Consider the following 22474-nt stretch of genomic DNA (forward strand, 5'->3'; position numbering starts at 1 on the left):
TCACGTCCCCGAAGCGATGACCTCGGCGATCTGCACGGTGTTGAGCGCGGCACCCTTGCGCAGGTTGTCGTTGGAGATGAACAGCACCAGACCCTTGCCGTCGGGGACGGACTGGTCCTGCCGAATCCGTCCGACGTACGACGGGTCGGCGCCGGCAGCATCGAGCGGAGTCGGGACGTCGGCGAGCTCGACGCCGGGGGCGTCGGCCAGCAGCGAACGGGCCTCGTCCGGCGTGATCGGCTTGTCGAACTCGGCGTGGATCGCCAGCGAGTGACCCGAGAAGACAGGGACGCGGACGCAGGTGCCGGCGACCAGCAGGTCGGGCAGACCGAGAATCTTGCGACTCTCGTTGCGCAGCTTCTGTTCCTCATCCGTCTCCCCCGATCCGTCCTCGACGACGTTACCCGCGAGGGCGACGACGTTGAAAGCGATCGGAGCCACGTACTTCTTGGCCGGGCCGAGTTCGACCGACGAACCCTCGTGGGCCAGTTGCTCGAGGTTGCCGGACTCCACGCCCTGGCGCACCTGGCCGGCAAGCTCCTCGACACCGGCGAGACCCGAGCCGGAAACAGCCTGGTAGGTGGCAACCGTCAACCGACGCAGGTCTGCCTGGTCGGACAGCGGCTTGAGCACCGGCATCGCGGCCATGGTGGTGCAGTTCGGGTTGGCGATGATGCCCTTGGCGGGCAAGAGCGCCTCGTTCGGGTTCACCTCGGTGACGACGAGCGGCACCTCGGGGTCCATGCGCCAGGCCGACGAGTTGTCGATCACGGTCACACCGGCGGCGGCGAACTTCGGCGCCAGTGCCTTGGAGGTCGCGCCTCCGGCGGAGAAGATGGCGATGTCGAGACCCGACGGGTCGGCTGTCTCGGCGTCCTCCACCTCGATCGAACGGCCTTGCCACTCAATGGTCTTGCCTGCCGAACGCGCGGACGCGAACAGGCGCAGGTCACCCACGGGGAAGTCGCGGTCGGCCAGGATCTGCAGCACGACGCCGCCGACCTGTCCGGTGGCACCGACGATGCCGACGTTCAACTTCTTCGCTTCATTCATCGGCCCGTACCTCCGTACACGACCGCTTCACCGTCGGCCGAGTCGAGTCCGAACGCGGTGTGAACGGCGCGGACGGCGTCGTCCAACTGGTCGTCCTTGGTCACGACCGAGACGCGGATCTCGGAGGTGCTGATCATCTCGATGTTGATGCCGTTGTCGGCGAGTGCCTGGAACAGGGTGGCGCTGACACCCGGGTGCGAACGCATGCCGGATCCGACGAGCGACAGCTTGCCGACCTGGTCGTCGTACTGGAGCTGGTCGTAACCGATGGAGTCCTTGGCGGCCTGCAGCACCTCGACGGCCTTCTGACCGTCGCCCTTGGGGCAGGTGAAGGAGACATCGGTCAGACCTGTGTCGAGCGCCGAGACGTTCTGCACGATCATGTCGATGTTGATCTGTGCGGCTGCGATCGTCTGGAAGATCTTGGCGGCCACACCCGGGGAGTCCTTGACCCCGACGACGGTGACCTTGGCTTCGCTGCGGTCGTGCGCGACGCCGGCGATGATCGGGTCTTCCACGCCTTCTTCTCCTTGGTTGTTGCGCGAGTCGTTGTCGACGACCCAGGTGCCTTCACGGTGACTGAACGAGGAGCGCACGTGGATCGGCATGTTGAACCGGCGTGCGTACTCCACGCAGCGCAGCATCAGGATCTTGGCGCCCGAGGCGGCCATCTCCTGCATCTCCTCGTTGCTGATGCGGTCGATCTTGCGCGCCGTCGGGACGATGCGCGGGTCGGCGGTGAAGATGCCGTCGACGTCGGTGTAGATCTCGCAGACATCCGCACCCAGCGCGGCCGCGAGCGCGACGGCGGTGGTGTCGGAGGCGCCACGACCGAGCGTGGTGATCTCCTTGGTCGTCTGGCTGACGCCCTGGAAGCCGGCGACGATCACGATGTGCCCGCCGTCCAGCGCCTCGCGGATGCGTCCGGGCGTGATGTCGATGATGCGTGCCTTGCCGTGCACGTCGTCGGTGATGACGCCGGCCTGGGAGCCGGTGAACGACCGGGCGGAGTCGCCGAGATTGGCGATGGCCATCGACAGCAGGGCGGCCGAGATGCGCTCACCGGCGGTCAGCAGCATGTCGAGTTCGCGCTCCGGCGGTGCCGGGGACACCGCAGCGGCGAGGTCGTGCAGTTCGTCGGTGGTGTCACCCATCGCGGACACCACGACACACACCTGGTTGCCGGCCTTGCGGGTGTCGACGATCCGTCGTGCGACGCGCTTGATGCTGTCGGCGTCCGCCACCGACGAGCCGCCGTACTTCTGGACCACCAAACTCACGGCGGATCTCCTTGGGTTGCTGTGCGTGTGGGTTTGCTCGCGAGCTCGAAGGAGCCCGGCCAATCGTAACGACGGCTTGTGGCGTCCCCCTGCGCAGACCGCGATTCGGACTCGTCGTCCACGCCTTGCCCTCACCCGATCGCGGATCGAAGAACAACCCGCCGTGCCGGTCCGGCGTCGTCGTAGGCAACCGCCGGCGGGCAAACAATTGGCAAACAAGGATCGAGAAGGAGACACTTACGTGGTGTCAAGCAGCGTGAACAGCGTTGGGGGAACTGTCACGACAGTCGCGACCAGGGGGGTCAGGCGGCGTCGGGCGCTCCTCCCTGTCACGCTCCGCACCCACCGCTCCCCGAGATGGTGGGTGGAGATCTCGATCATCGTCGTCCTGAACGTCGTCTACGAACGGCTGCGTAACCTGGTGCCCGCCCGTCAGGACGAGGCGTACAACCGCGGCCACCAGGTGCTCGATCTGACCCAACAGCTGACCGGTGACCTCGAGCTCTCGGTCAACCGGTTCGTCGCCGGGCAATCGATACTCGCGCACGGCTTCAACGCCTACTACACCTACTTGCATCTGCCGGTGACCGCGCTGACGCTCATCTGGATCTTCCGCGTCCACAAGCGCTACTACCGGGCGGCGCGCACCGTCCTGGTCGGCACCACGGTCCTCGGCCTGGTCGGTTTCTACCTGTTGCCGATGGCTCCCCCGCGGTTGCTGCCGGGGGCCGGATTCACCGACACGCTGGTGACCTACGGCGCCTGGGGTTCCTGGTCGGACCCGACGGTCGCCAGTTCCACCAACCAGTTCGCCGCGATGCCGAGCCTGCATTGCGCGTGGGCACTCTGGGTGGGCCTGTGTGTCTTCTCGATCGCGCGGCGACCGTGGCTACGCGTCCTCGGCATCGTGTATCCGATGATGACCTTCGTGGTCGTGGTCGGCACGGCCAACCACTTCATCCTCGATGGCGTCGCCGGTGCGGCCGTGCTGGCAGCGGCCTTCGCAGTCCAACGACTGCTGTTCGGGCAGGGCGCCTTCCACCCCGCACCCACCCGCGACGAACTGCGCCCGCAGACCGCGAACTGATCCTCGCGCGCGGCAACCGGCGGTGTCGGCCTGACGACGTACGCTCAGGGTTGTGTACGAAGGTGTGGTCCAAGACCTGATCGACGAGCTCGGCCGGCTTCCCGGCATCGGGCCCAAGTCCGCGCAGCGCATCGCGTTCCATCTGCTCCAGGCCGACAGCGCCGACGTGAACCGTTTGGTCGAGGTGCTGCAGACGGTCAAGGCGCGAGTTCGCTTCTGCGACACGTGTTTCAACGTGGCCGAGTCCGATCGATGCCGCATCTGCGCCGACGAAAAACGCGACCGTACCCAGTTGTGCGTGGTCGAGGAACCCAAGGACGTCATGGCCATGGAGCGGGCGCGTGAGTTCAAGGGCGTCTACCACGTGCTCGGCGGTGCGATCGATCCCATGTCGGGCATCGGCCCGGACGACCTGCGCATCACCGAACTTTTCCGCCGCTTGGGTGAAGAACCCATCGAGGAAGTGTTGATCGCGACCAACCCCAACCACATCGGCGAAGCGACCGCCACCTACCTGGTGCGCTCGATGCGTCCGATGGGCGTCCGGATTTCGCGTCTCGCCTCAGGCCTGCCGGTCGGCGGCGACCTGGAGTACGCCGACGAAGTCACCCTCGGCCGGGCCATCGAAGGACGAAAGGTGCTGACGAATGTCTGAGATCTCCGACCTGGGCGGCCTGGCCGCCGAGACCGCCCGCGACGCCGAGACCTTCACCACCGCCGTACGCGAGATCGCCGCCGGCGGCGCCCCCGAGACAGCGATCCCGCTGTTGCTGCTCCTGCTGTCCCAGTTGCAGATGAGCGGCGCCCGACTCGGCGCGGTGCAGGACGTCGTGCCCGCAGAACGCTTCGAATCCGATCCCGGCGCTGAGGCCGACCTCGACCCATTGCGCCAGAACCTCGCCAACCTCTTCGAGGGCATCGACGACTACACCGACCTGGTCGACCCGGTCACCTCCGTCGAACCCGCGCGCGGCGCCGTCTCCGACGACCTCACCGACATCGTCCAGGCACTCGAGCACGGACTCGTCCACTACCGCGCCGGTCGCACCGTCGAGGCGCTGTGGTGGTGGCAGTTCAGCTACCTGTCGGAGTGGGGCGTACGCGCCGCGTCGTGCTTGCGGGTGCTGCTGACGATCCTGCGCCACCTGCGCCTCGACGTCGACGACGACGCTGCCGCCGAGGCCGAGTTCGACGCCCTGCACCCCTGATCGATCAGGTCGTGGGAGCCGAGCGCTCGTTGTAGACGCCGGCGCGCTCCTGACCGCTGAGCGCGGCGATCGCGTCCATGATCTCGTCGGTCGCCAGGCGCCGGGCCTTGCCCTGGGCGACGCCGTCCAAGCGTCCGGAGAAGTCGATCGGCTCCCCGAACTTCACGGTGAACTTCTCGCGCCGCACCTTGTTGGTGCCGATCGGTTGGACGTGCTGTGTGCCGATCAGGCCGACCGGGACGACCGGCACCTTCGCGGTGAGCGCCAGATGCGCGACGCCGACGTGTCCGCGGTAGAGCCGCCCGTCGCGCGAGCGGGTGCCCTCGGGATAGATGCCGAACACTTCCCCACGACGAAGGACGTCGAGCGCGATGTCGAGCGACTGCGCAGCGGCCTTCGAGTCGTCACGCTCGACCGGCACCATGCCCATCGAGGTGAACCACGCTCGGCTGGCCGCACCCTTCACGCCGGTGCCGGTGAAGTACTCGGCCTTGGCGAGGAACACCACCTTCCGGGGCGCCACCAGCGGGATCGCGAAGCTGTCGATGAACGACAGGTGATTGGACGCGAGCAACACCCCACCGGTGCGCGGCACGTTGTCGGCGCCCTCGACGTCGGGCCGGAACCAGGCCCGGGCCAACGGCGACACCAACAGCTGCGTCGTGAGGTAGAGCATCGCTACTCCCTGATGTCTTCGATGACCGTCGCACCGAGCACGGACGTCATCACCGGCAGGCCGACCTCGTCGCCGTCGGTGACGTCTTCGTCGTCCATCGACTCGACCGGCCCGTCGTCGTCACGACCTCTGCTGGACTCGGGAGCGGCGGTGGACGAGGGCTGCTGCGGCGAGGCGCTCGGCGCAGCTTCTGCGGTTGCCCAGGCGGGCGCGTCGGACGACACCGAGGACCAGTCACCCGACTGGTCGTCGCGCTGATAACGAGACAGGGCTGCCTGTTGGTCGAGGGCCGCACGATCTGCGCTGGGCGGAGCGGGGTGCTCGGACGCGCGATCGTCGGAGGTGGTCACACGCGACGGTGTGACCGCAGCGTCGTCGGGTTCTCCACCGGCCTGACGGACCCGCTGTTGCCAGCGGGAACGGATTTCCGCCTGCTTGGCCGCTTCGTCCTCACCTGCGTCGACCACGTGGGCATCAGCGCTGGGGCCCCAACCGGAACTGCGCTGGTGCTGCTCCTGCGCCACCGACACCTGCCCGCCGGGCCCGGTGACCTGAGCCGTCACCCGAACGTCGAGCCCGAGTGCGTCGTGCACGGCCTTGCGAACGATCTCCGGGTTGGGGTCGGAGCCGATGCGCTCGACCAGTCCGGGGCTGCTGCTGCCCAGGGTCAACACCGAACCGTCGAACGCTGCGACGTGCGCATGCTGGCTGATCAGCGTCCAGGTGACCCTGCGAATGGCGGAGATTCGCTGCAGGATCGCCGGCCATTCGCGACGGATCTCTTCGACCCCGAGTGCACCGGGGTGAGCTGCCGGTGCCTGCGACGGTGCCTGCGAGGGTGCCTGCTCGGGCTCCGGCGCGGACTGCCGCTCGGCCGGACGCGCGTCGCGGGACGGTGTCTGTTCGGTCGGCGTCTGCGGACCCGTCGATGATCGCCGAGGCGGCACGGATTCGTCCGGGAAGTCGTCCTCGGGCGGCGGTTCCTGCTCGAACGCGGGCTCCGGACCTCGCTCGACCGGACGCTGCTGCACACGGCGCTCCGACGCCTCGGCGACCGGAATCTCGCGGGCCGGCCGCTGCTGGGAGGAGGCCGGGTCACGCTGCGGCACGGGGCTTTCCGACTGATCGACGGTCGGGTTCGGCACCGGAGCGGCAGCCGGTCGGGAAACAGGAGCTGTCGCGGACCCGGCGGAGATGTCGATGCGCCGCTCCAGCCGGTCGAGGCGGGCGCCGTACCCGTCCTCTCCCGCGGCGCGGGGCAGCAGCACCCGCGCACACATGAGTTCCAACTGCAGGCGGGGACTGGTCGCACCGGTCATCTCGGTGAGACCGGCGTTGATGATGTCGGCGGCGTACGACAGCCGTCCGGGCCCGAACGCACCGGCCTGACTACGCATCCGCTCGATCTGATCACCGGGCAGACCGCGCAGCACCGCCTCGGCTCCGTCGGGCACCGCAGCAACGATGATCAGGTCGCGCAATCGCTCCAGGAGGTCCTCGACGAAACGCCTCGGATCGTGACCCGACTCGACGACGCGGTCGACCTGCTGGAACACCGCAGCACCGTCACCGGCCGCCAAGGCGTCGACCGTCGCGTCCAGCAACGCACCATCGGTGAAACCCAGCAACGCGGCAGCACCGGCGTAGGTGAGCCCGTCATCGGTCGAACCGGCGATCAACTGGTCGAGCACCGAGAGCGAGTCACGGACCGACCCACCACCGGCACGCGTGACGAACGAGAGGACTCCCGGCTCCACGGCCACGCCCTCGGTCGCGCAGAGGCCCTCCATGTACTCGGCCAGCCGCGCCGGCGGAACCAGACGGAACGGGTAGTGGTGGGTGCGCGAACGGATCGTGCCGATGACCTTCTCCGGCTCGGTGGTCGCGAAGATGAACTTCACGTGCTCCGGCGGTTCCTCGACGATCTTCAGCAACGCGTTGAAGCCTTGCGGCGTCACCATGTGCGCCTCGTCGATGATGTAGATCTTGAACCGGCTCTGCGCCGGGCCGTAGGACGCACGCTCGCGCAGGTCGCGAGCGTCGTCGACACCTCCGTGGCTGGCCGCGTCGATCTCGATGACGTCGACCGTGCCGGCTCCCTTGCGCGACAACGCAACACACGACTCGCAGGTGCCGCACGGCGTGGGCGTCGGCCCCTGCTCGCAGTTGAGGCAGCGGGCCAGGATGCGCGCGCTGGTCGTCTTGCCGCAGCCGCGCGGACCGCTGAACAGGTAGGCGTGGTTGACCCGCCCCGTGCGCAGGGCCTGCATCAGCGGCTCGGTGACGTGCTCCTGCCCGATCACATCGGCGAACGTCTCCGGGCGGTAACGACGGTAGAGGGCTGTGCTCACCCAGTCACTCTATGCCGCAGGACCGACAGCCCACACCGGTCGACCCAAGCTGGGGACGAACGCCAGGAAGGGGAAATGAAGGGACCCGTCGGGCACCTGAAAGAGCAGTTTGTCCTCTGGACGCTCCTTCGGCGTTCGACTCGTCGCTCGTACCTCGCTGACGGCTCGAGCCGCCCGCCTCCGTGTGCCTGGCCGTCGACTCACCCGGGTGCCGCCACGGCACCGCGATTGGGCCTGGGCGCGCGCCTGTTCTAAACTCCTCAGCAGACCCCTCGTGTGGTGATACCTCACTGAACTCCCCCAGGGCAGGAATGCAGCAAGGGCAGGTGAGCTCTTTCAGGTGCGCGAGGGGTCCTTTCATGCCCGTTGGGCCCTGAACATGAACAAGCCCCCGGCACCGAAGTGCCGGGGGCTTGTTCGTGATCACTGCGATCACCACGCGGAGGATGCGGGATTTGAACCCGCGAGGGGTTTCATCCCCAACACGATTTCCAATCGTGCGCACTAGGCCACTATGCGAATCCTCCAGGCCGGTCGAGGATACCGGGCCGGACGCTCAGTCCGAAATCGGCTCCAACTGGGGCGTCTCGGCGCCGGCACGCCGGGCGACATCGGATTGCGCGAGTCGGCGCAGCGTGATCAGCAACTTGTCGGAGACTGCAGTGCCGAGCACGGTGTTACGGACGGCGAGGGTCGCGTCGTCCGGGACGAGGGAGATGTCGACCTCGGCGATGTCGTGGGCCAGCCGAGCAAGGCCCACCATGTGCGCCATCGTCATACCCACATCGGCCTCGGCGGCCACTTCCAGCTGGCGCTCGAGCAGATCGACCATCCGGTCACCGTCGCTGTACTCCCACCCGAGTTTGTCCAACAGCTGCCGGGCGAGTGGGTGCTCGCGCCGCGGGACGATCACCGGTGGGGCAAGTGACTTCTGGGCGGTCGCGAGCAGGCTGAGCCGGTCGACCTGCGGGTCGTTCATCGCGTCGACGACCATCTTCGTGGCCGCGATCGAGAGTCCCCCGACCTCGGTGAGCGCCCGGACGAGCCTGACCCGCTCCACATGGGAGTCGTCGTAGAAGGACTGGGTCTTGGCCTGCGCTTCGCCGGGATGCAGCACCCCCTCGCGCAGGTAGAACTTCAAAGTGGCGATGGGCATCCCCGTCACCTCGGACAGTTCCGAGATACGCACTGCAAACCTCCTCGGGAAGCACCCGCGCTGCGGGTTCACCCTCACTATCGCTCTGGACGACCATTCGTTCGGGCTCGCCTCCCCCGGAAGCCGGGACGACCGTAGCAAAGTCTTCGCCCACCACCGCCGCGGCTCTCGGGGAGTTCCTGCCAAATCCATTTGAAAGCCGCGACTCATGAGCCTGACTCGACCGACGAGCCGCCCGGACGTGTCCCGGGCACGGGCACGAGCCGGACGTGAAACAATCACGCTGGCTGTGACTGCGATCGTGAAGGGGACGACAATGCACGACCGACGGTTGGCATGCGTCGGCTTCGTCGTCGGCATCGCCGTCCTCGTCACCGGGTGCAGCGACGACCCCGCACCCCAGAAACCCCGTGCGACCGCTGCGTGCCCGAAGACACTGCCGAAACCGTCGTTCACGGTGCCGCTCTCCCAGATCTACCTCAACATCTACAACGCCAGCGCCACCTCCGGCCTGGCTTCGAAGGCCGCGGGTGAACTGACCTGGCGTGGCGCTCACGTGCTGAAGACCGGCAACGACCCCAACCCCGACGGCCGACCCGAACCGCGTACCGCGGAGATCCGCCACGGCAGGAACGGCCGCCAGGTCGCGCTGAATCTCGCTTCCCAGGTACAGAACGCCGTCCTGTACCAGGACGACCGGAGCAACCCGACGGTCGACCTTGTCCTGGGCGACTCGTTCAAGTTCGTGCCGGTGCCGCCGCCGCCCGCGCAGAAGGTGACCGTGCGGGTGTACAACACGACGTTCAAGGGCGGACTGTCCGGCACTGTCGCTGCCGGGTTGCGCGAGCGTGGCTTCCAGGTCGCAGCCAACGGCAATGACCCCAACGGCGGCTACTTCCCCGACGACACCGCGATCATTCGGCACGGCGAATTCGGCGAGCCGGCCGCGCGCCGCGTGCAACTGTCCATCAAGGGCGCACGCCTGGTGAAGGACGGTCGCAAGGACGAGACCGTCGACGTCATGCTGGGCAGCAAGTTCGAGGAGTTGGTGCCCGCCGCCGAGGCGACTCCGGCTCCGGCGAAACCGAGTTCCAGACCGCCGGGCTGCTGATCAGAACCAGCGGTCAGCGACGACGCCGAGCCGTCCCGAACAGGCTTCGGGTGATCTCGCGTCCGATGACGGTGCCGGCCGAACGAAGCATCGATTTGAAGGCACTCGACTTCACCACCTGCTCGACCACTCCCGGTTCCTGCTCGGCCCGCCGGGCGGGCGGAGCTGCCGGCGCGGGCGGCTCCGGGTCTGCGGCTGCGGGTTCCGGCGCCGCCTCCATCCGTTTGTTCAACATCTCGTACGCCGACTCGCGATCGACCGCGGCGCCGTACTTGGCGTTGAAGGGCGACGCGGAGACCAACTGATCCATCGTCGCTTCGGACGACGGCGCCATGAGCGAGGTCGGCGCTAGCATCCGCGTCCAGGCCACCGGCGTCGGTGCACCGCGCTCGCTCAGGACGGTGACGACGGCTTCACCGGTGCCGAGGGTGGTGAGCAGTTCCTCCAGGTCGTACTCGCTCGTCGGGAAGGTGCGGACGGTGCGGGTGAGCGCCTTCTGGTCGTCCGGGGTGAACGCGCGCAACGCATGCTGGACGCGGTTGCCGAGTTGGGCGAGGACGGCCTCCGGCACGTCCTTCGGCGTCTGTGTGACGAAGAAGATGCCGACACCCTTGGATCGGATGAGCTTCACCGTCTGTTCGATCGAGGAGAGGAACGCCTTCGACGCGTCCTTGAACAGCAGGTGCGCCTCGTCGAAGAAGAAGACCAGCTTCGGCTTCTCCGCGTCACCCACCTCGGGAAGGTCCTGGAAAAGGTCAGCGAGCAGCCACATGAGGAACGTGGAGAAGAGTTCGGGACGGTCCTGCACCTGCGGAAGTTCAAGACACGTGATGACCCCCTTTCCGTCCGGCGCAACTCGCATCAGATCGGCCGTGTCGAACTCCGGTTCACCGAAGAAGACGTCGGCGCCCTGGTCGGAGAACGTGATCAGCGAGCGCAGGATGACGCCGGCCGTCGCGGAAGAGAGGCCGCCGAGTTCCTTCAGGTCGGCCTTGCCCTCGTCCGAGACGAGGTGCTTGATGACCGCCTGCAGGTCCTTGAGATCCAGCAGCGTCAGTCCGCGCTTGTCGGCGTAGTGGAAGATCAGGCCGAGGCTGGACTCCTGGGTGTCGTTGAGACCGAGCACCTTCGCCAACAGAGTCGGTCCGAACGAGGTCATGGTGGCGCGGACCGGGGCGCCCTTGCCCCGTCCGCCGAGGGTGAGGAACTCGGTCGGGTAAGCGGTCGCGGTCCACTGTTGCCCGATGCCCTGCGTGCGATCGAGCAGCTTCTCGCTCGATTCGCCCGGCGTCGCCAGTCCGGAGATGTCGCCCTTGATGTCGGCGATGAAGACCGGAACGCCCTGGTTCGACAACTGCTCGGCCATCAACTGCAATGTCTTGGTCTTGCCCGTTCCGGTCGCGCCGGCGACCAGGCCGTGGCGGTTCATCATCGCCAGTGGCAGGCGCACCGGCGCGTCGGGACGCGGGGTGTCTTCGTCCATCGCCACCCCGAGCTGGAGGGCCAGGCCCTCGAAGCCGTACCCGGACTTGATCTGGTCGAGTTGCGTCGCAGATTCGCTCACGGCGACGACTCTAGACTCAGATCACATCCGAACACAGGCGAGCCGCCGGAACCAGCCGACCTAGACTGGCGCGGTGATCTCCCAGGCCGTGAGCGAAGTGCGCCCGTCCTTCGATCACGGCCTGGGGTGTCGTTACGGATCGACATGCCCACCGACATGGGCACCGATCGCCGCTGCACGCACGCGTCCACGTGATCTGATGGTGCCGATCTCATGAAGTACGCACAATCGACCGGACGCGCCCACGCCCGCGACCGCAAGCGCAGGCGTTCCCTCATGGTGCTCATCGGGGTCGGACTGGCCGTCGTGCTCGGATCGGCCTACGCGGCGGCGTACACCACCGGGATGATCCCGGGTAGTCGCCCGCCCCAGAAGCCGGCGAGCTGCTCACCCACGAAGGTCGTGCACGCCAACGCCGGGTTCGTCCTGAACGTCTACAACGCCTCCAGCGGCCAGGGCAAGGCCAAGGAGACGGCAAAAGCGCTGAAGGCGCACCACTTCACCGTCGGTGTTGTGAGCAACGACCCGTACCAGATGAAGCTGAAGACGGTCGGCCAGATCCGGTTCGGCCCGAAGGGCGCAGCCAAGGCGAAGCAGTTCGTGCAACCCCTCGTGCCGGGTGCCCAGAGCATGACCGACGGACGCGACGACGACTCGATCGACGTCGTTCTGGGTGATGCCTTCCCGACGATCGACACCCCCGCGCCGACCACCAGCACCACCCCACCCGGCTGCTGAACCAGGAGGCCCCGAGATGACCCAGTTGCCTTTCGGGCGCGAGATCCAGTCGCGAATCTACTCAGCGGGCGTGTTCGGTCGGACGCCATCGGTGCCGACCCATGCCGACTCGCTGGAGCGCGCGGGGTTGAAGGCGATGAGCCCGCCGGCACGCGACTACGTGCAGACCGGTGCCGGATCCGGGTCGACGATGGACGCCAACCGTGCCGCCTTCGACCGGCACCGCATCGTGCCGCGAATGCTGCGCGACGTGAGCCGCCGGGAACAGTCGATCTCCCTGCTGGGCAGAGATTTCCCCTCCCCTTTGCTGACAGCCCCGATCGGTGTGGCGCAGATGGCACATCCCGATGCCGATCTCGCCGTCGCGCGCGGGACGAAGGCCGCGGGCGTGCCGATGATCATCTCCTCGCAGGCGTCCGTGCCGATGGAGCAGATCGCCGCCGAACTCGGCGATCACCCGCGCTGGTTCCAGCTCTACTGGAGCAACCAGACGTCCGTCGTCGAGTCGTTCGTGCGACGGGCCGAGGCCATCGGTGCGGGCGCGATCGTGGTCACGCTCGACACGACCGTGCTCGGCTGGCGCACGCTCGACCTCGATCGCGCGTACCTGCCGTTCGCCCGTGGTCTCGGCATCGCGCAGTACACGTCCGACCCGGCGTTCCGGGACCTGGTCGAGCAGCGCGTGAACGGCGGGCCGGGCAAACAGCCCGACGGACGACCGACCCCGGCCGCGGTGCGCTCGCTGCTCTCGATCACCAAGCACTATCCCGGCGAGTTCCGCGAGAACCTCCGCTCGCCCTATCCACGCGCCGCCGTCCAGACCTTCCTGGAGGTCTTCTCCCGAACCGATCTGACCTGGGACGACCTGGCGACGCTGCGGGAGATGACGGACCTGCCGATCCTGGTCAAGGGTGTGCAGTCCGTCGAGGACGCTCGGCTGGCACTGGAGGCGGGTGTCGACGGGATCATCGTCTCGAACCACGGCGGCCGGCAGGTTGACGGAGCGATCGCCTCCCTCGATGCGCTGGAGGCGATCGTCCCCGTTGTCGATAGACGCGTCCCGCTGCTGTTCGACAGCGGAATCCGTTGTGGTGCAGATGTTTACAAGGCGTTGGCGCTCGGCGCGTCAGCGGTCTGCATCGGCCGCCCCTACGTCTACGGGCTCGCGATCGCCGGTGCGGACGGGGTGCGTGAGGTGCTCGAACACTTCCGTGCCGAACTCGACCTCATGATGGCCACCACCGGCGTCACCTCGATCGCCGAGATCGACTCCTCGATGCTGGCCTGAGGTCGCCATGCAGACGTCGGTGACGCTCAACTCACCGATGCGCAGCAGCGCCTGGGCGCGCTCGACCCGCCGGGTCATCAGGTAGGAGTAGGGCATTTCGCCGTACGCCTTCTTGAACGAGCGCTGGAAATGGCCGACCGACATCAGCGCATCGGCCGCGAGAGCGGGCACGTCGAGGGGCTGGGCGTAGTCGCGATCCATCCGATCACGCGCCCGCCGCAGCCGGACGATGTCTTCGTGCTCCACCCGTCCAGTGTGCCGGTTTGGGCCGAACGTCGACCGTCGGGTATGTTCTTCGGCGGTGGCGTGTCCGAGCGGCCTAAGGAGAACGCCTCGAAAGCGTTTGTGGGTTAACCCCCACCGAGGGTTCAAATCCCTCCGCCACCGCCAGGGGGCGTCAATGAAAATGACGTCCTGGGTCGATGAAAGTCGATCCAAGAGGAAGGCTCCCGGACCATCAATGGTCCGGGAGCCTTCGTCATACTGGGATTCGGGGGTGGAGGGGCCGCGAGTGCCCCTCTGGGCCCTTCCGCGGAGGCTGATTGGGGCCGGGATGGCCCTCGGGCGCAGCACCAGCCGCCCGTTCCCTGCGGGGTTCCGGGTCAGGCGGCGTCCTCGTCGGCGTCGGCTTGGTCGGGTTGGTCGGGTGGGGCTTCGCCGGGCGGGTTCAGGGTCCGTTCGACTGACTGATCCGGGCGTCGGACGCAGAGCCGGCCAGCGGCGTCGGGTTCGGCTTTCGCGTAGAACGCGGTGATCTTGCGGAGGTTGGCGGCGGCGAGGATGAACGCGGCGAAGACGGACTGGGCTGCCTTGCCGGGGACGCGACGACGGCCAGAGGTTCCGAGGGCTTCGCGGGCTTCGTCCTTCGCGAACCCGTGGTAGCCCTCCTGGGACTGGCGCAGCGCGTTGTAGACGTGCGTGTGCGCGGGTGTGCCGAACGGGAGGTGCTGATCGAACTTCGCGCCGACCTCGCCGTCGACCGTGATGGTCTCGGACGCGCAGACCTGGGGCGGGTGGTCGCGGTTGATGTCGGGGCCGGGGACGATGCGTGGCCGGCCGTCGAACTTCTGCCCGGAGGCGGTCAAGGTGATGGGGCGGGGCTCCTCGGAGCGTGGCTTCAGGACGCACTTCGCGGTGGGCGCGTCACCGGCTGCGGGGCAGCGGAGGCGGAGGTTGCCGGTGTCGTCGTTCTTGGCGTGCAGGCGCATCCGGTAGTCGTTGCGTTTCGCCACCGCGGCGAGGAACTCCTCGTGGGTGATTTGCTCAGCGCGGAACCGTGCGACCGCGTCGGCGAGGTCTCCGGTGATCGCAGGGCAGACCCAGGTGCCGTCGACCATGACGGCTCCGCTGGGGTGGGTGACCTGCTTCCCGGTCTGGTCTTTCCCGTAGGGCAGGACGAGTTTCCAGCCGGCTTGGCGTGCGGGGATCTGGAAGTCGTTCGGGTTCTGGTTGGTGTACAGGCCGTCCCCGGCGAGGTAGCCGGGCGTGTGTCCCCGTTCTGCGAGGACGGAGACCAGGCGACGAGTCGCACCGGAGGGGTCGACCCCAGGACGGTCGAGCGTCATCGCCAGGGCCAACGCTGGCATGTACTGGAACGGCCCGAGGGTCGGGTCTGCGGAGACCATCAGGTGAAGGTCCATCGCGAACATGGTCTTGTCCGTCTTCCTGCGACGGTCGCCCTTGACGGGTGTCGGTCCTTCGGAGTGGTCGCCGGTGCGTTTGTAGACGCCGCCGTCCGGGTCGGACGCGGCGATGGTGGAGTCTGCTCCACGCAAGCGTGCGTGGAGCCGGATGGGTGTGGCGTCCACGCCTGCGGAGCCGTCGTACGCGTCGAGGGTGGCGTCCGGGAGTGCCGCGAACGTGGCTGCGAGCAGCGTGTTGGAGAACGTGTCGAGGACGGCTTGCATCTCCAACTGCTCGTCGGGAGTGAGCTGCCGGTCGTGCTGGACGAGTTCGGTCCACGGCATGACCCTGCCTTTCCGGTGGATCGACGGGTCCATGACGGCGCGGAGCCGCGCGAACGCGCGCTGCACCCGCCCGTACTCCGCGTCGCGGGCACGCCGTTCCCGTGTCCGCGCCTCGCCCTGCCGGGCCGCCGGGGCGATCCCGAGCTCAGCCTGGACGGACGGGCGGATCCGGCGGTACAGGATCTCGGTCACCTCGGTCAGCAGCAGTCCCCTGTTGTCGCGCGGCGCGAGGAGCAGCCCAACCATGAGAGCCCGGATCGGGAGCACGCACGGGCGTCCCGGTTTCGTCTTCAGCGCGTCGATCCTGGCTTGGACCCAGTCGGGCAGCCCGGACCAGTCTATGAGCGCGGCCACGTCCCGCACCTCGTCGTCATCGAACAGGGTCGGTCGGGACAAGGTGACGAGCCCGAACGCTGACATGCGGACGGTCTCGTCCAGAGGTGGGCGCCCGACGCGCGCGAGGACCGAGCGGTAGCCCAGACCGGGCGGGGTGGCGACCTGTTGGCGCAGCTCACGTCCCGTCGTTCCGGTCGTGGGCTTCCCGCGCCGTCGGCTGCTGGAACGGCTCATGGCGCGTCTCGCAACCAGGTCGCCGCGGCGTGAGAGTCCACGTCAGGCAGGAGGGGCAGCAGCCGGGTCAGAGTCTGCAGGGAGGTGACCCCTCCGGCGGCGAGCAGGACCGGGATGGGCGTGCCAACGGTCAGGTGCCGGGCGAACCAGGTGTTGCGGAGCCGTTGGTGGTTCCAGCGGGCCGGGGGCGGGGACTGCCGGTTGACGGTCGCGAACATCTGGTCGAACCCCGCGTCGGTCTGTGGGATGGTCCGCCACGGTGACGCGATCAGATGGCCGGGCTCGGTCGCGAGCGTCAACGCTGCCAGGCGTGTCTCCCACGAGCGGCGGCAGGTGACGACCCGCGGCGGGATGTCCGCGCGGACCGAGGCCACGGTGACGTGGACGCCGTGATCGTCACGGGTCACGTCCTCACGTGCGACCCGGCCTTGTTCGTACCGGGTCAGTCCGCACCCGAGCGTGAGGGCGAGTGAAGCGCCCACGCGTTGCCGCCACGTGACGCGGCGCAGGTTCGTGGACCACAACCACAGGTCGGCTTCGGCCTGTGGGGTCAACGGCATGCCTGGGTCGTCTTTCCCGATGGTCGGGTACCTGCTGCCGACCCACTCGATGCCGCGGTAGTGACAGCGGATGATCTCGAGCCGGGTCTGATAGGTCGAGCGTGTCCCGTTCGTCCTGTCCGCCAGACCGACGTGCACCCAGCGGGTGATGACCTCCTCGGTCAGCACGACGTCCCGGTCGAGGGGCAGCCCGTCCATGACGACCCACCGGGTGAACGTGCCGACGGCGGCGAGGGTGTGGCGGACCCACGCGCTGGAGACGGGTTGCGGCGCTGAAGGCAGGACGTCGATCACGAGGTCGCGGGCGAACTCCCTCTGGGGCGCCGGAAGGGGCGGGTTGCCTTTGAACCGGTGAGCGAGACGGATCCCGGCGCGGAGCGCGTCGTCGCGGTTCGACGCCATGGGGATGCCGCGGCCGCTCATGCGTGTCCACCAGGACGGCAGGGGAAGGTCGTGGGTGCAGTGGCGTGGTCGGCAGTCGAGGAAGTGGGTTGCCCACATGGCCGACGGCCAGATGAGGGTTCCACGCGCCACAACCTCCCAAGTGTTCATTCTGCTGAACACCCATGGAACCGTCCATCCCGACCCCGACGCAACCCCACGAACCCGACGGACGGGACAACCCCACCTGCAGGACCCGTACCCTGAGCGGGTGACCGACCCCGGCAACCACGACGAGACGCGCCGCGCGACCGCGGACGACCTCGACGCTGCCGTCGACCGCACCACCCAACACATCGCCGCGACCCTCGACGGGCACATGACCAGACACGGGCTCTCCACGCGGGACGTCGCTCGAGCCGCCGGCGTCTCCGTCGGCACCGTCCACGCCGTCCGCACCGGCAGCACCCGCGTCGAAACACGAGTCCTCGCGCGGCTCGAAGCCGCCCTGGGCGTCAGCCTCTGGCCGGTCAGCCAACCCAACCGCGACTGACCCGCCCCGCTCCAGCACACTCCGTTCCAGCGCGCCCGGAATCAACCGGGTCGCGTCGCGCCCGCAGGCGCCGGCGGCGGGCAGCGTGATCCGCTGACCGACCGGATGAAGCGACGAGTGCGTCATGCGCGCCAGGGTTCCCGTCCGAGGACCCAAGTGATGACGTCATCACTTCACGCTTGACGGCGTGTACCCGTTGACGGTGGCGGTTGGTGCCCGGTAGGCACACACCATGAGGACACCCCGCAGCTGCGCCCGCTGCGGGAAACCCGTCCCACCCCCAAGACGCGCGTTCTGCTCAGACACCTGCCGGACCGAAGCACGACGCGCCCGAGACGCCTTCGCCCACGCAGAGTTCCGACAACGCAAGAAGCGGGAACTCCAAGCCCTAAAACACCAAGCATCCCTGGCCGCCGACGACACGGTCGTCGCTGAGCTCGACCATGCGCTCGAATACGTCAGCGTATGCGACGGGCTGATGCAAGAAGGCGTCCTCGAACTCCTCGGAGACCTCCTCGACGGCATCATCACCGACGAAGACCTGGCCGACCTCCACAACCTCCTGATGCACATCGCGGACCGGCTCCCCTTCGCCTTGAGCAGCATCCGCGAGGCGTACGCCCAACTCACCGGCGTCGACCCCAGCTGAATGGCGAGGCGAAGCTGCGGCTCCCTGACACGTACACTCGCGGAACCGCGAGCATTTCCGTGCCGCCGTCCGATACTCATCACCGAACCCGCGAAACCGAATCGAACGGCCGAATACGCGGAGGCAAGCGATTACATTGTGGCACCAGCCGCAGGAGGGACACGCGCACATGCCCAACGAGTCAGTTCCGGATCTGTTTGCCGCGTTCGTATCCGAGTGCAAATCCACCCTCGCGATCCCCGGCGCGTCCGCGGAACTCAGCGTGACCGGCAAGCTTGACAACTTCCTGTCCGCTGCACTCCCAGCGGTCACGGCACGCACCCTGCACGTGTCACAGCAGGCCGGAACTGACTTTGGAATCCCAGACTTCCGCGTGGACAGCGGCAACGAACTGCTCGGTTGGATCGAGTTCAAGGCAGTGACCGGCAAGGACCTTACCGACCTCAAAGGCCACGACAAGAAGCAGCGTGAACTGTTCGTCGCTGGCCTACACAACCTGATCCTGACCGACGGCTGGCAATGGGAGCTGTACCAGGACAGCCGACGGGTGAAGAAGGCCACCTTTGAGCGGGACACGTTCACCACCGACACGATCCTGCCCACCGACCCGAAAGCACTGGACGACCTCCACGACCTGCTCGGCCTGTTCGCGTCCTTCCAGCTCGGCGACTACACCAAGGTCGACACGGCGGTCGTCGCGCTCGCGTCCCGAGCCAAGGCGATCAAACTCGCCCTCATTGAGCTCGGCCCCTCCAACGCCGGTTCGCACCTCAACCAACTCCGCAGCGACTTCGGGGCACTCCTCTACCGCAACGGACAGCCATTCACCTGGGAAAAGTTCGTGGACTCCTACGTACAGATCGCGGCTTTCGGGGCGCTCCTGTGGCACCTGGAATCCGGCCAGGACATCAGCCTCACCCAACAGGTCGGCCTGAAACCCGGGGTCCACCCCCTCCTCGCGCAGTGTCTCGCGATCCTATGGTCCCCGCAATCGCAGGTCGCCACCCTGAAGCCTCTCCTCGAAGAATTGTGCCGCACCGTCAACCTCATCCCTCCGACGCTGTTCACTTCGACCACGCACCAGAAGGGTCGCCGCAAGTACGTACCGGATCCCATCGTTCATGCCTACGAGCCGTTCTTCCGTCGGTATGACCAAGCCGCCCGCGAGGCGAACGGCGTCTACTACACACCCGTAGAAATCGTCCAACAGATCGTCTCCGGCGTAGACGAACTCATCCGCACCGCGCTCTCCCGACCCGACGGCATTCTTGACGAGGACGCGCGATTCCTCGACCCCGCAACAGGGACCGGCACGTTCCTCCTCGGACTTGCCAACGAGATCGCGCACGAAGCTGGCAAGTCCGGGCTGCCGACCGACCAAGTCGTTAGCGAGGTCCTGACCACCCGCACGTCCGCCTTCGAGCTGTTCCCCGGCCCCTACACGATCGCGCACCAGCGCCTCGAAGCACTCCTAGCCGCACAAGGAGTCCCGCCGACCCAACGCCTCCCGATCTACCTCGCTGACACACTCGCCGCGCCCGAGTCAGGCCAACTACCCGTATCGGGGTTCGGGCCCGCTGGCGACGAGATACTCGCAGAGCGTCAACGTGCCGACTGGATCAAGACGGGCGAGGAAATCCTCGTCATCCTCGGCAATCCACCGTATGAGCGGGTCAAGACCGCCAACGGCGGCTGGGATGTGTTCGCGGCAGCCCTTATGCAGGAGGTCGTCAACGCGACCCCCGTTGACCGGCGGGCCGACCTGAAATCCGCGACAGACTTGTACGTCGCGTTCTGGGCCTGGTCCTTGTGGGCATTGCGCGACCCGAAGGACCGGCAGGCCACGGCACAACTGCCGACCATCGACACGACCACGAACCACGGCATCGTCGCCTACGTCACCAACCGCACATGGATCATCGGCCCGAGCCTGGTCGGCCTGCGCCGCCTTGTCCGCAAGGGCGTGAAGGAAGTGTGGGTGTACGACCTAGGCGGTGACGCGCGAGGCGGTTCCGGGGCCCGCTCGTTCGCTGGAGGCGACGTGAACGTGTTCGGTATCCAGACGGGCGTGGCGATTGTCTGGCTCGTGTTCGACAAGACGTTCCACGGGGAACCAACCGTCCGGTATCGACGCATGTTCGGCAAAAAGGCCGACAAGCTGGCCGCACTCGCTGACCCGTTCGATGCGTCCGCGTTCGAGACCGTCGACGGCGACGACCTTTTCGTCCCGGTCCACTGGCCCGCCGCGCTTGCGGACGCGCCGACCCTGACCGAAATGTTCCGGTACGACCCGTTCACCGGGATCCAGTCGGCCCGCGACACTAGCGAGTACTCCCCGTGGGCAGTCGACCGTGACGGTGTCTACTCGGAAGTTCGGGCCAAACCATCCGCGCCTGTTATCAAGGGCGGGAACCTCGGCAGGTGGGCTGCTCTCACAGACCCGCAACGACGGGCCGGCTGGTCCACGGCGCAGTCCACACGATCGAAGAAGGCGGTGCCCGACAAGAACAAGCTCAGCACTGGCAAGGTCCGCAAAGCCCTCTACCGGCCCCTCGACAGCCGACACGTGTATGACGACCCGGCGTGGATCGACTGGTACCGCGACGAACTGCACGCCGTCTACGCGGCCGGTGACGTGCCGACGCTCATCTCCCTCCCGCGGGATCTGGGTGCTGGCCCGCTGGCGATCCACACCGACTTGCTACCGGACCAGCACTCGTTCAAAGGACAGGCGGGCGGTAAGGGCGTGTTCCCGCTTTGGCTACCAGGCGACGGCCAACCAGACGATGGTCGCACGATCGTCGGCGGGCGCCGCTGCGGTCTAAGCGACGCGGCGCTTGGGTGGGCGCACCGCGTATTTCCCGAATCGCTCGACCCGGCCCAAAACGCATACGACTACACGCTCGCCATCCTGTCCGCGCCCGCATACGCCGAACGGTACTGGCCCGAACTGGAAGCCTCCGCGCCGCGCGTACCACTAACCGACGACGAGGGTCTCGCCGCCGACGTTGCCGCGCTCGGACGGAGGACCCGCACCGCATGGCGGAAGGAAGCGCCGACAACTGGGCTGAAATGGGAAGGCAAGGGCCACGGTCCGGTCGGCGCTGCCGAACTGGTCGGCACCACGTTGCGGTTCGCGAACGGGCGCACCATCACGGGAATACCACACGGCGTGTGGTCCTTCATGGTCAGCAACTATCGGGTCTTACCCGAATGGCTGGCGGCGCGTGCGCATTGGACCGCCACGATCTCGCAAGCGGGCGAGACATTGAAGACGATCGCCGCAGTGTCGGCCCTCGCGGACCTGGCCACTGAACTGAACGCGGCGTTCGATCGTGTTGTGGGGCCCGGCACCGCCCCGACGCCTGCGTTCTCCGACGTCGCCGTCAGACGGGACGAGGTGCGCGCTTCAGGTACCGCACTCGCCCGCGTAACCAATGGTGATATCGGCTTACCACTCACGGACGTGAGCATCGACATCGACTGCGAACACAAGGACGGGCACGTCTACCTGTGGGGAGCGACATTGACCGGACCCGACGACCCGGACGGGACGTACCGAGCATTTGCGAACTGGAGCACGGACTACGGGCAGACAGAAGAGGCGCAACTCGCGGACGAGTTCGTCGGCTGGATCTCACAAGTCACCGCCAACGCCCGACATGCCGGGCATTCAATCGGGATCTACCACTACGGCCCGACCGAACCGGCGAACCTCCAACGTGTGCTGTCAGGGGACAAGCGGATCGGCGCGCTCGAAGACAACATGGTGGATCTGCTCAAGGTTGTTCGAGACCACTTCGACGGGGTGGCCGGGACGTCGCTCAAGGCGGTCGCCGCGACGTTCGGGGCAACCTGGCGGACGGTGGGCGCAAGCGGGGCCGACACCCTCACCTGGATCGACATGGCCCGCGCTTCCGGGCCTGAAGCTGACCAGGCGCGGGCGCGGCTGGTCGCCTACAACGAGGACGACACGACTGCCCTCGGTGCGCTGAGGAAGGGGCTCCGCGACGGGGGCCCCACGGTGCGTTGAACCGCGTACCCGCGCGCTCGGCACGACCAACGTCGCCAGCAGGCTCGTTCGTTGAAGGCGAGGGCGCCATCCCCTTGGCCGGGCGGGGCTGCGGTGGCCCTTCAAGACCTCCACCGGACGTTCTGCAAGACGCTCAGCGCGGGGCCGCCGCCCCACCTGTCAGTTGACCTTCCGTCGCAACCGCCGTAGTGTTGCGGCCAATCGCCCCCCTCCCAAGCCTCTCGTAGAAGCTCAAATGGGAGGGGCCTT

General features: G+C 67.4%; 17 protein-coding genes, 2 tRNA genes, 1 other RNA gene and 1 pseudogene. 11 read left to right on the plus strand and 10 right to left on the minus strand.

Annotated elements, in window-relative coordinates:
• Positions 1 to 1053: an aspartate-semialdehyde dehydrogenase gene (locus tag EU513_RS02205; protein ID WP_129624224.1), complete on the minus strand. Its 1053-nt coding sequence runs from the start codon at positions 1051 to 1053 to the stop codon at positions 1 to 3.
• Positions 1050 to 2333 (minus strand): aspartate kinase, encoded by a 1284-nt coding sequence (locus tag EU513_RS02210; RefSeq protein WP_129624225.1) that lies wholly within the window; start codon positions 2331 to 2333, stop codon positions 1050 to 1052. Before EU513_RS02210 ends, EU513_RS02205 begins: the two co-directional genes overlap by 4 nt.
• Positions 2334 to 2697: 364 nt before the next feature.
• Between EU513_RS02210 and EU513_RS15675 the strand changes: the two genes are divergently transcribed.
• From EU513_RS15675 to EU513_RS02225, 3 genes are read left to right on the plus strand one after another with little or no spacing between them, the layout of a single operon-like run.
• Entirely contained in the window at positions 2698 to 3420 is a 723-nt protein-coding gene (locus tag EU513_RS15675) for a phosphatase PAP2 family protein (protein WP_168990101.1), read from the plus strand.
• 52 nt (positions 3421 to 3472) lie between these two features.
• A complete protein-coding gene (recR, locus tag EU513_RS02220) occupies positions 3473 to 4075 on the plus strand; it encodes a recombination mediator RecR (protein WP_129624227.1) in 603 nt (200 codons plus the stop codon).
• Positions 4068 to 4628, plus strand: coding sequence for a DUF5063 domain-containing protein (locus tag EU513_RS02225; protein WP_129624228.1), 561 nt, complete (start codon positions 4068 to 4070; stop codon positions 4626 to 4628). Before recR ends, EU513_RS02225 begins: the two co-directional genes overlap by 8 nt.
• A gap of 4 nt (positions 4629 to 4632) precedes the next feature.
• Here EU513_RS02225 and EU513_RS02230 read toward each other — a convergent pair whose 3' ends face one another.
• Complete coding sequence (locus EU513_RS02230; RefSeq protein WP_129624229.1) at positions 4633 to 5304, minus strand: 1-acyl-sn-glycerol-3-phosphate acyltransferase; 672 nt, start codon at positions 5302 to 5304, stop codon at positions 4633 to 4635.
• Between the two features lie 2 nt (positions 5305 to 5306).
• Positions 5307 to 7655 (minus strand): DNA polymerase III subunit gamma and tau, encoded by a 2349-nt coding sequence (locus tag EU513_RS02235; RefSeq protein ID WP_129624230.1) that lies wholly within the window; start codon positions 7653 to 7655, stop codon positions 5307 to 5309.
• 263 nt (positions 7656 to 7918) lie between these two features.
• Between EU513_RS02235 and ffs the strand changes: the two genes are divergently transcribed.
• An RNA gene (gene ffs / locus EU513_RS02240) (signal recognition particle sRNA small type) lies at positions 7919 to 8015 on the plus strand.
• 80 nt (positions 8016 to 8095) lie between these two features.
• On the opposite strand, the gene EU513_RS02245 is transcribed toward ffs, so the two are convergent.
• Together EU513_RS02245 and EU513_RS15680 are read right to left on the minus strand one after the other, a co-directional pair.
• A tRNA-Ser gene (locus tag EU513_RS02245) sits at positions 8096 to 8182 on the minus strand.
• Positions 8183 to 8211: 29 nt separating this feature from the next.
• Positions 8212 to 9171, minus strand: coding sequence for a MerR family transcriptional regulator (locus EU513_RS15680; protein ID WP_129624231.1), 960 nt, complete (start codon positions 9169 to 9171; stop codon positions 8212 to 8214).
• On the opposite strand from EU513_RS15680, the gene EU513_RS02255 reads away from it, so the two are divergent.
• Positions 9101 to 9922, plus strand: a complete 822-nt coding sequence (locus EU513_RS02255) for a LytR C-terminal domain-containing protein (protein ID WP_205744638.1) — start codon at positions 9101 to 9103, stop codon at positions 9920 to 9922. The genes EU513_RS15680 and EU513_RS02255 overlap by 71 nt on opposite strands.
• Positions 9923 to 9935: 13 nt before the next feature.
• Here EU513_RS02255 and EU513_RS02260 read toward each other — a convergent pair whose 3' ends face one another.
• A complete protein-coding gene (locus EU513_RS02260; protein ID WP_240795887.1) occupies positions 9936 to 11486 on the minus strand; it encodes a helicase HerA-like domain-containing protein in 1551 nt (516 codons plus the stop codon).
• A 213-nt stretch (positions 11487 to 11699) separates the two neighbouring features.
• Between EU513_RS02260 and EU513_RS02265 the strand changes: the two genes are divergently transcribed.
• Positions 11700 to 12224 carry a LytR C-terminal domain-containing protein gene (locus EU513_RS02265; protein ID WP_129624233.1) on the plus strand — a complete coding sequence of 175 codons (525 nt, stop codon included), beginning with the start codon at positions 11700 to 11702 and terminating at the stop codon, positions 12222 to 12224.
• A gap of 16 nt (positions 12225 to 12240) precedes the next feature.
• A complete protein-coding gene (locus EU513_RS02270) occupies positions 12241 to 13512 on the plus strand; it encodes an alpha-hydroxy-acid oxidizing protein (protein WP_205744639.1) in 1272 nt (423 codons plus the stop codon).
• Between the two features lie 3 nt (positions 13513 to 13515).
• Here the strand turns inward: EU513_RS02270 and EU513_RS16085 are convergent.
• A pseudogene (locus EU513_RS16085) lies at positions 13516 to 13713 on the minus strand (helix-turn-helix domain-containing protein); the annotation flags it as partial.
• A 99-nt stretch (positions 13714 to 13812) separates the two neighbouring features.
• On the opposite strand from EU513_RS16085, the gene EU513_RS02280 reads away from it, so the two are divergent.
• Positions 13813 to 13902: transfer RNA gene (locus EU513_RS02280), tRNA-Ser, on the plus strand.
• A gap of 212 nt (positions 13903 to 14114) precedes the next feature.
• Here EU513_RS02280 and EU513_RS02285 read toward each other — a convergent pair.
• Together EU513_RS02285 and EU513_RS02290 are read right to left on the minus strand one after the other, a co-directional pair.
• The gene (locus EU513_RS02285; protein WP_129624235.1) at positions 14115 to 16049 is read right to left on the minus strand and encodes a hypothetical protein; all 1935 of its coding nucleotides are present in this window, start codon (positions 16047 to 16049) and stop codon (positions 14115 to 14117) included.
• Positions 16046 to 17032, minus strand: coding sequence for a hypothetical protein (locus EU513_RS02290; RefSeq protein WP_129624236.1), 987 nt, complete (start codon positions 17030 to 17032; stop codon positions 16046 to 16048). Before EU513_RS02290 ends, EU513_RS02285 begins: the two co-directional genes overlap by 4 nt.
• Positions 17033 to 17261: 229 nt before the next feature.
• On the opposite strand from EU513_RS02290, the gene EU513_RS15685 reads away from it, so the two are divergent.
• The 3 genes from EU513_RS15685 to EU513_RS02305 all read left to right on the plus strand — a co-directional run bounded on the left by EU513_RS15685 (position 17262) and on the right by EU513_RS02305 (position 22225).
• The gene (locus tag EU513_RS15685; RefSeq protein WP_168990103.1) at positions 17262 to 17543 is read left to right on the plus strand and encodes a helix-turn-helix transcriptional regulator; all 282 of its coding nucleotides are present in this window, start codon (positions 17262 to 17264) and stop codon (positions 17541 to 17543) included.
• 232 nt (positions 17544 to 17775) lie between these two features.
• Positions 17776 to 18192 (plus strand): hypothetical protein, encoded by a 417-nt coding sequence (locus EU513_RS02300; RefSeq protein ID WP_129624238.1) that lies wholly within the window; start codon positions 17776 to 17778, stop codon positions 18190 to 18192.
• A 169-nt stretch (positions 18193 to 18361) separates the two neighbouring features.
• Positions 18362 to 22225, plus strand: coding sequence for a type ISP restriction/modification enzyme (locus EU513_RS02305; protein WP_129624239.1), 3864 nt, complete (start codon positions 18362 to 18364; stop codon positions 22223 to 22225).
• The last annotated feature ends 249 nt before the right edge of the window (positions 22226 to 22474 follow it).

The sequence above is a fragment of the Yimella sp. RIT 621 genome, from assembly GCF_004146205.1.
GTDB lineage: Bacteria > Actinomycetota > Actinomycetes > Actinomycetales > Dermatophilaceae > Yimella > Yimella lutea.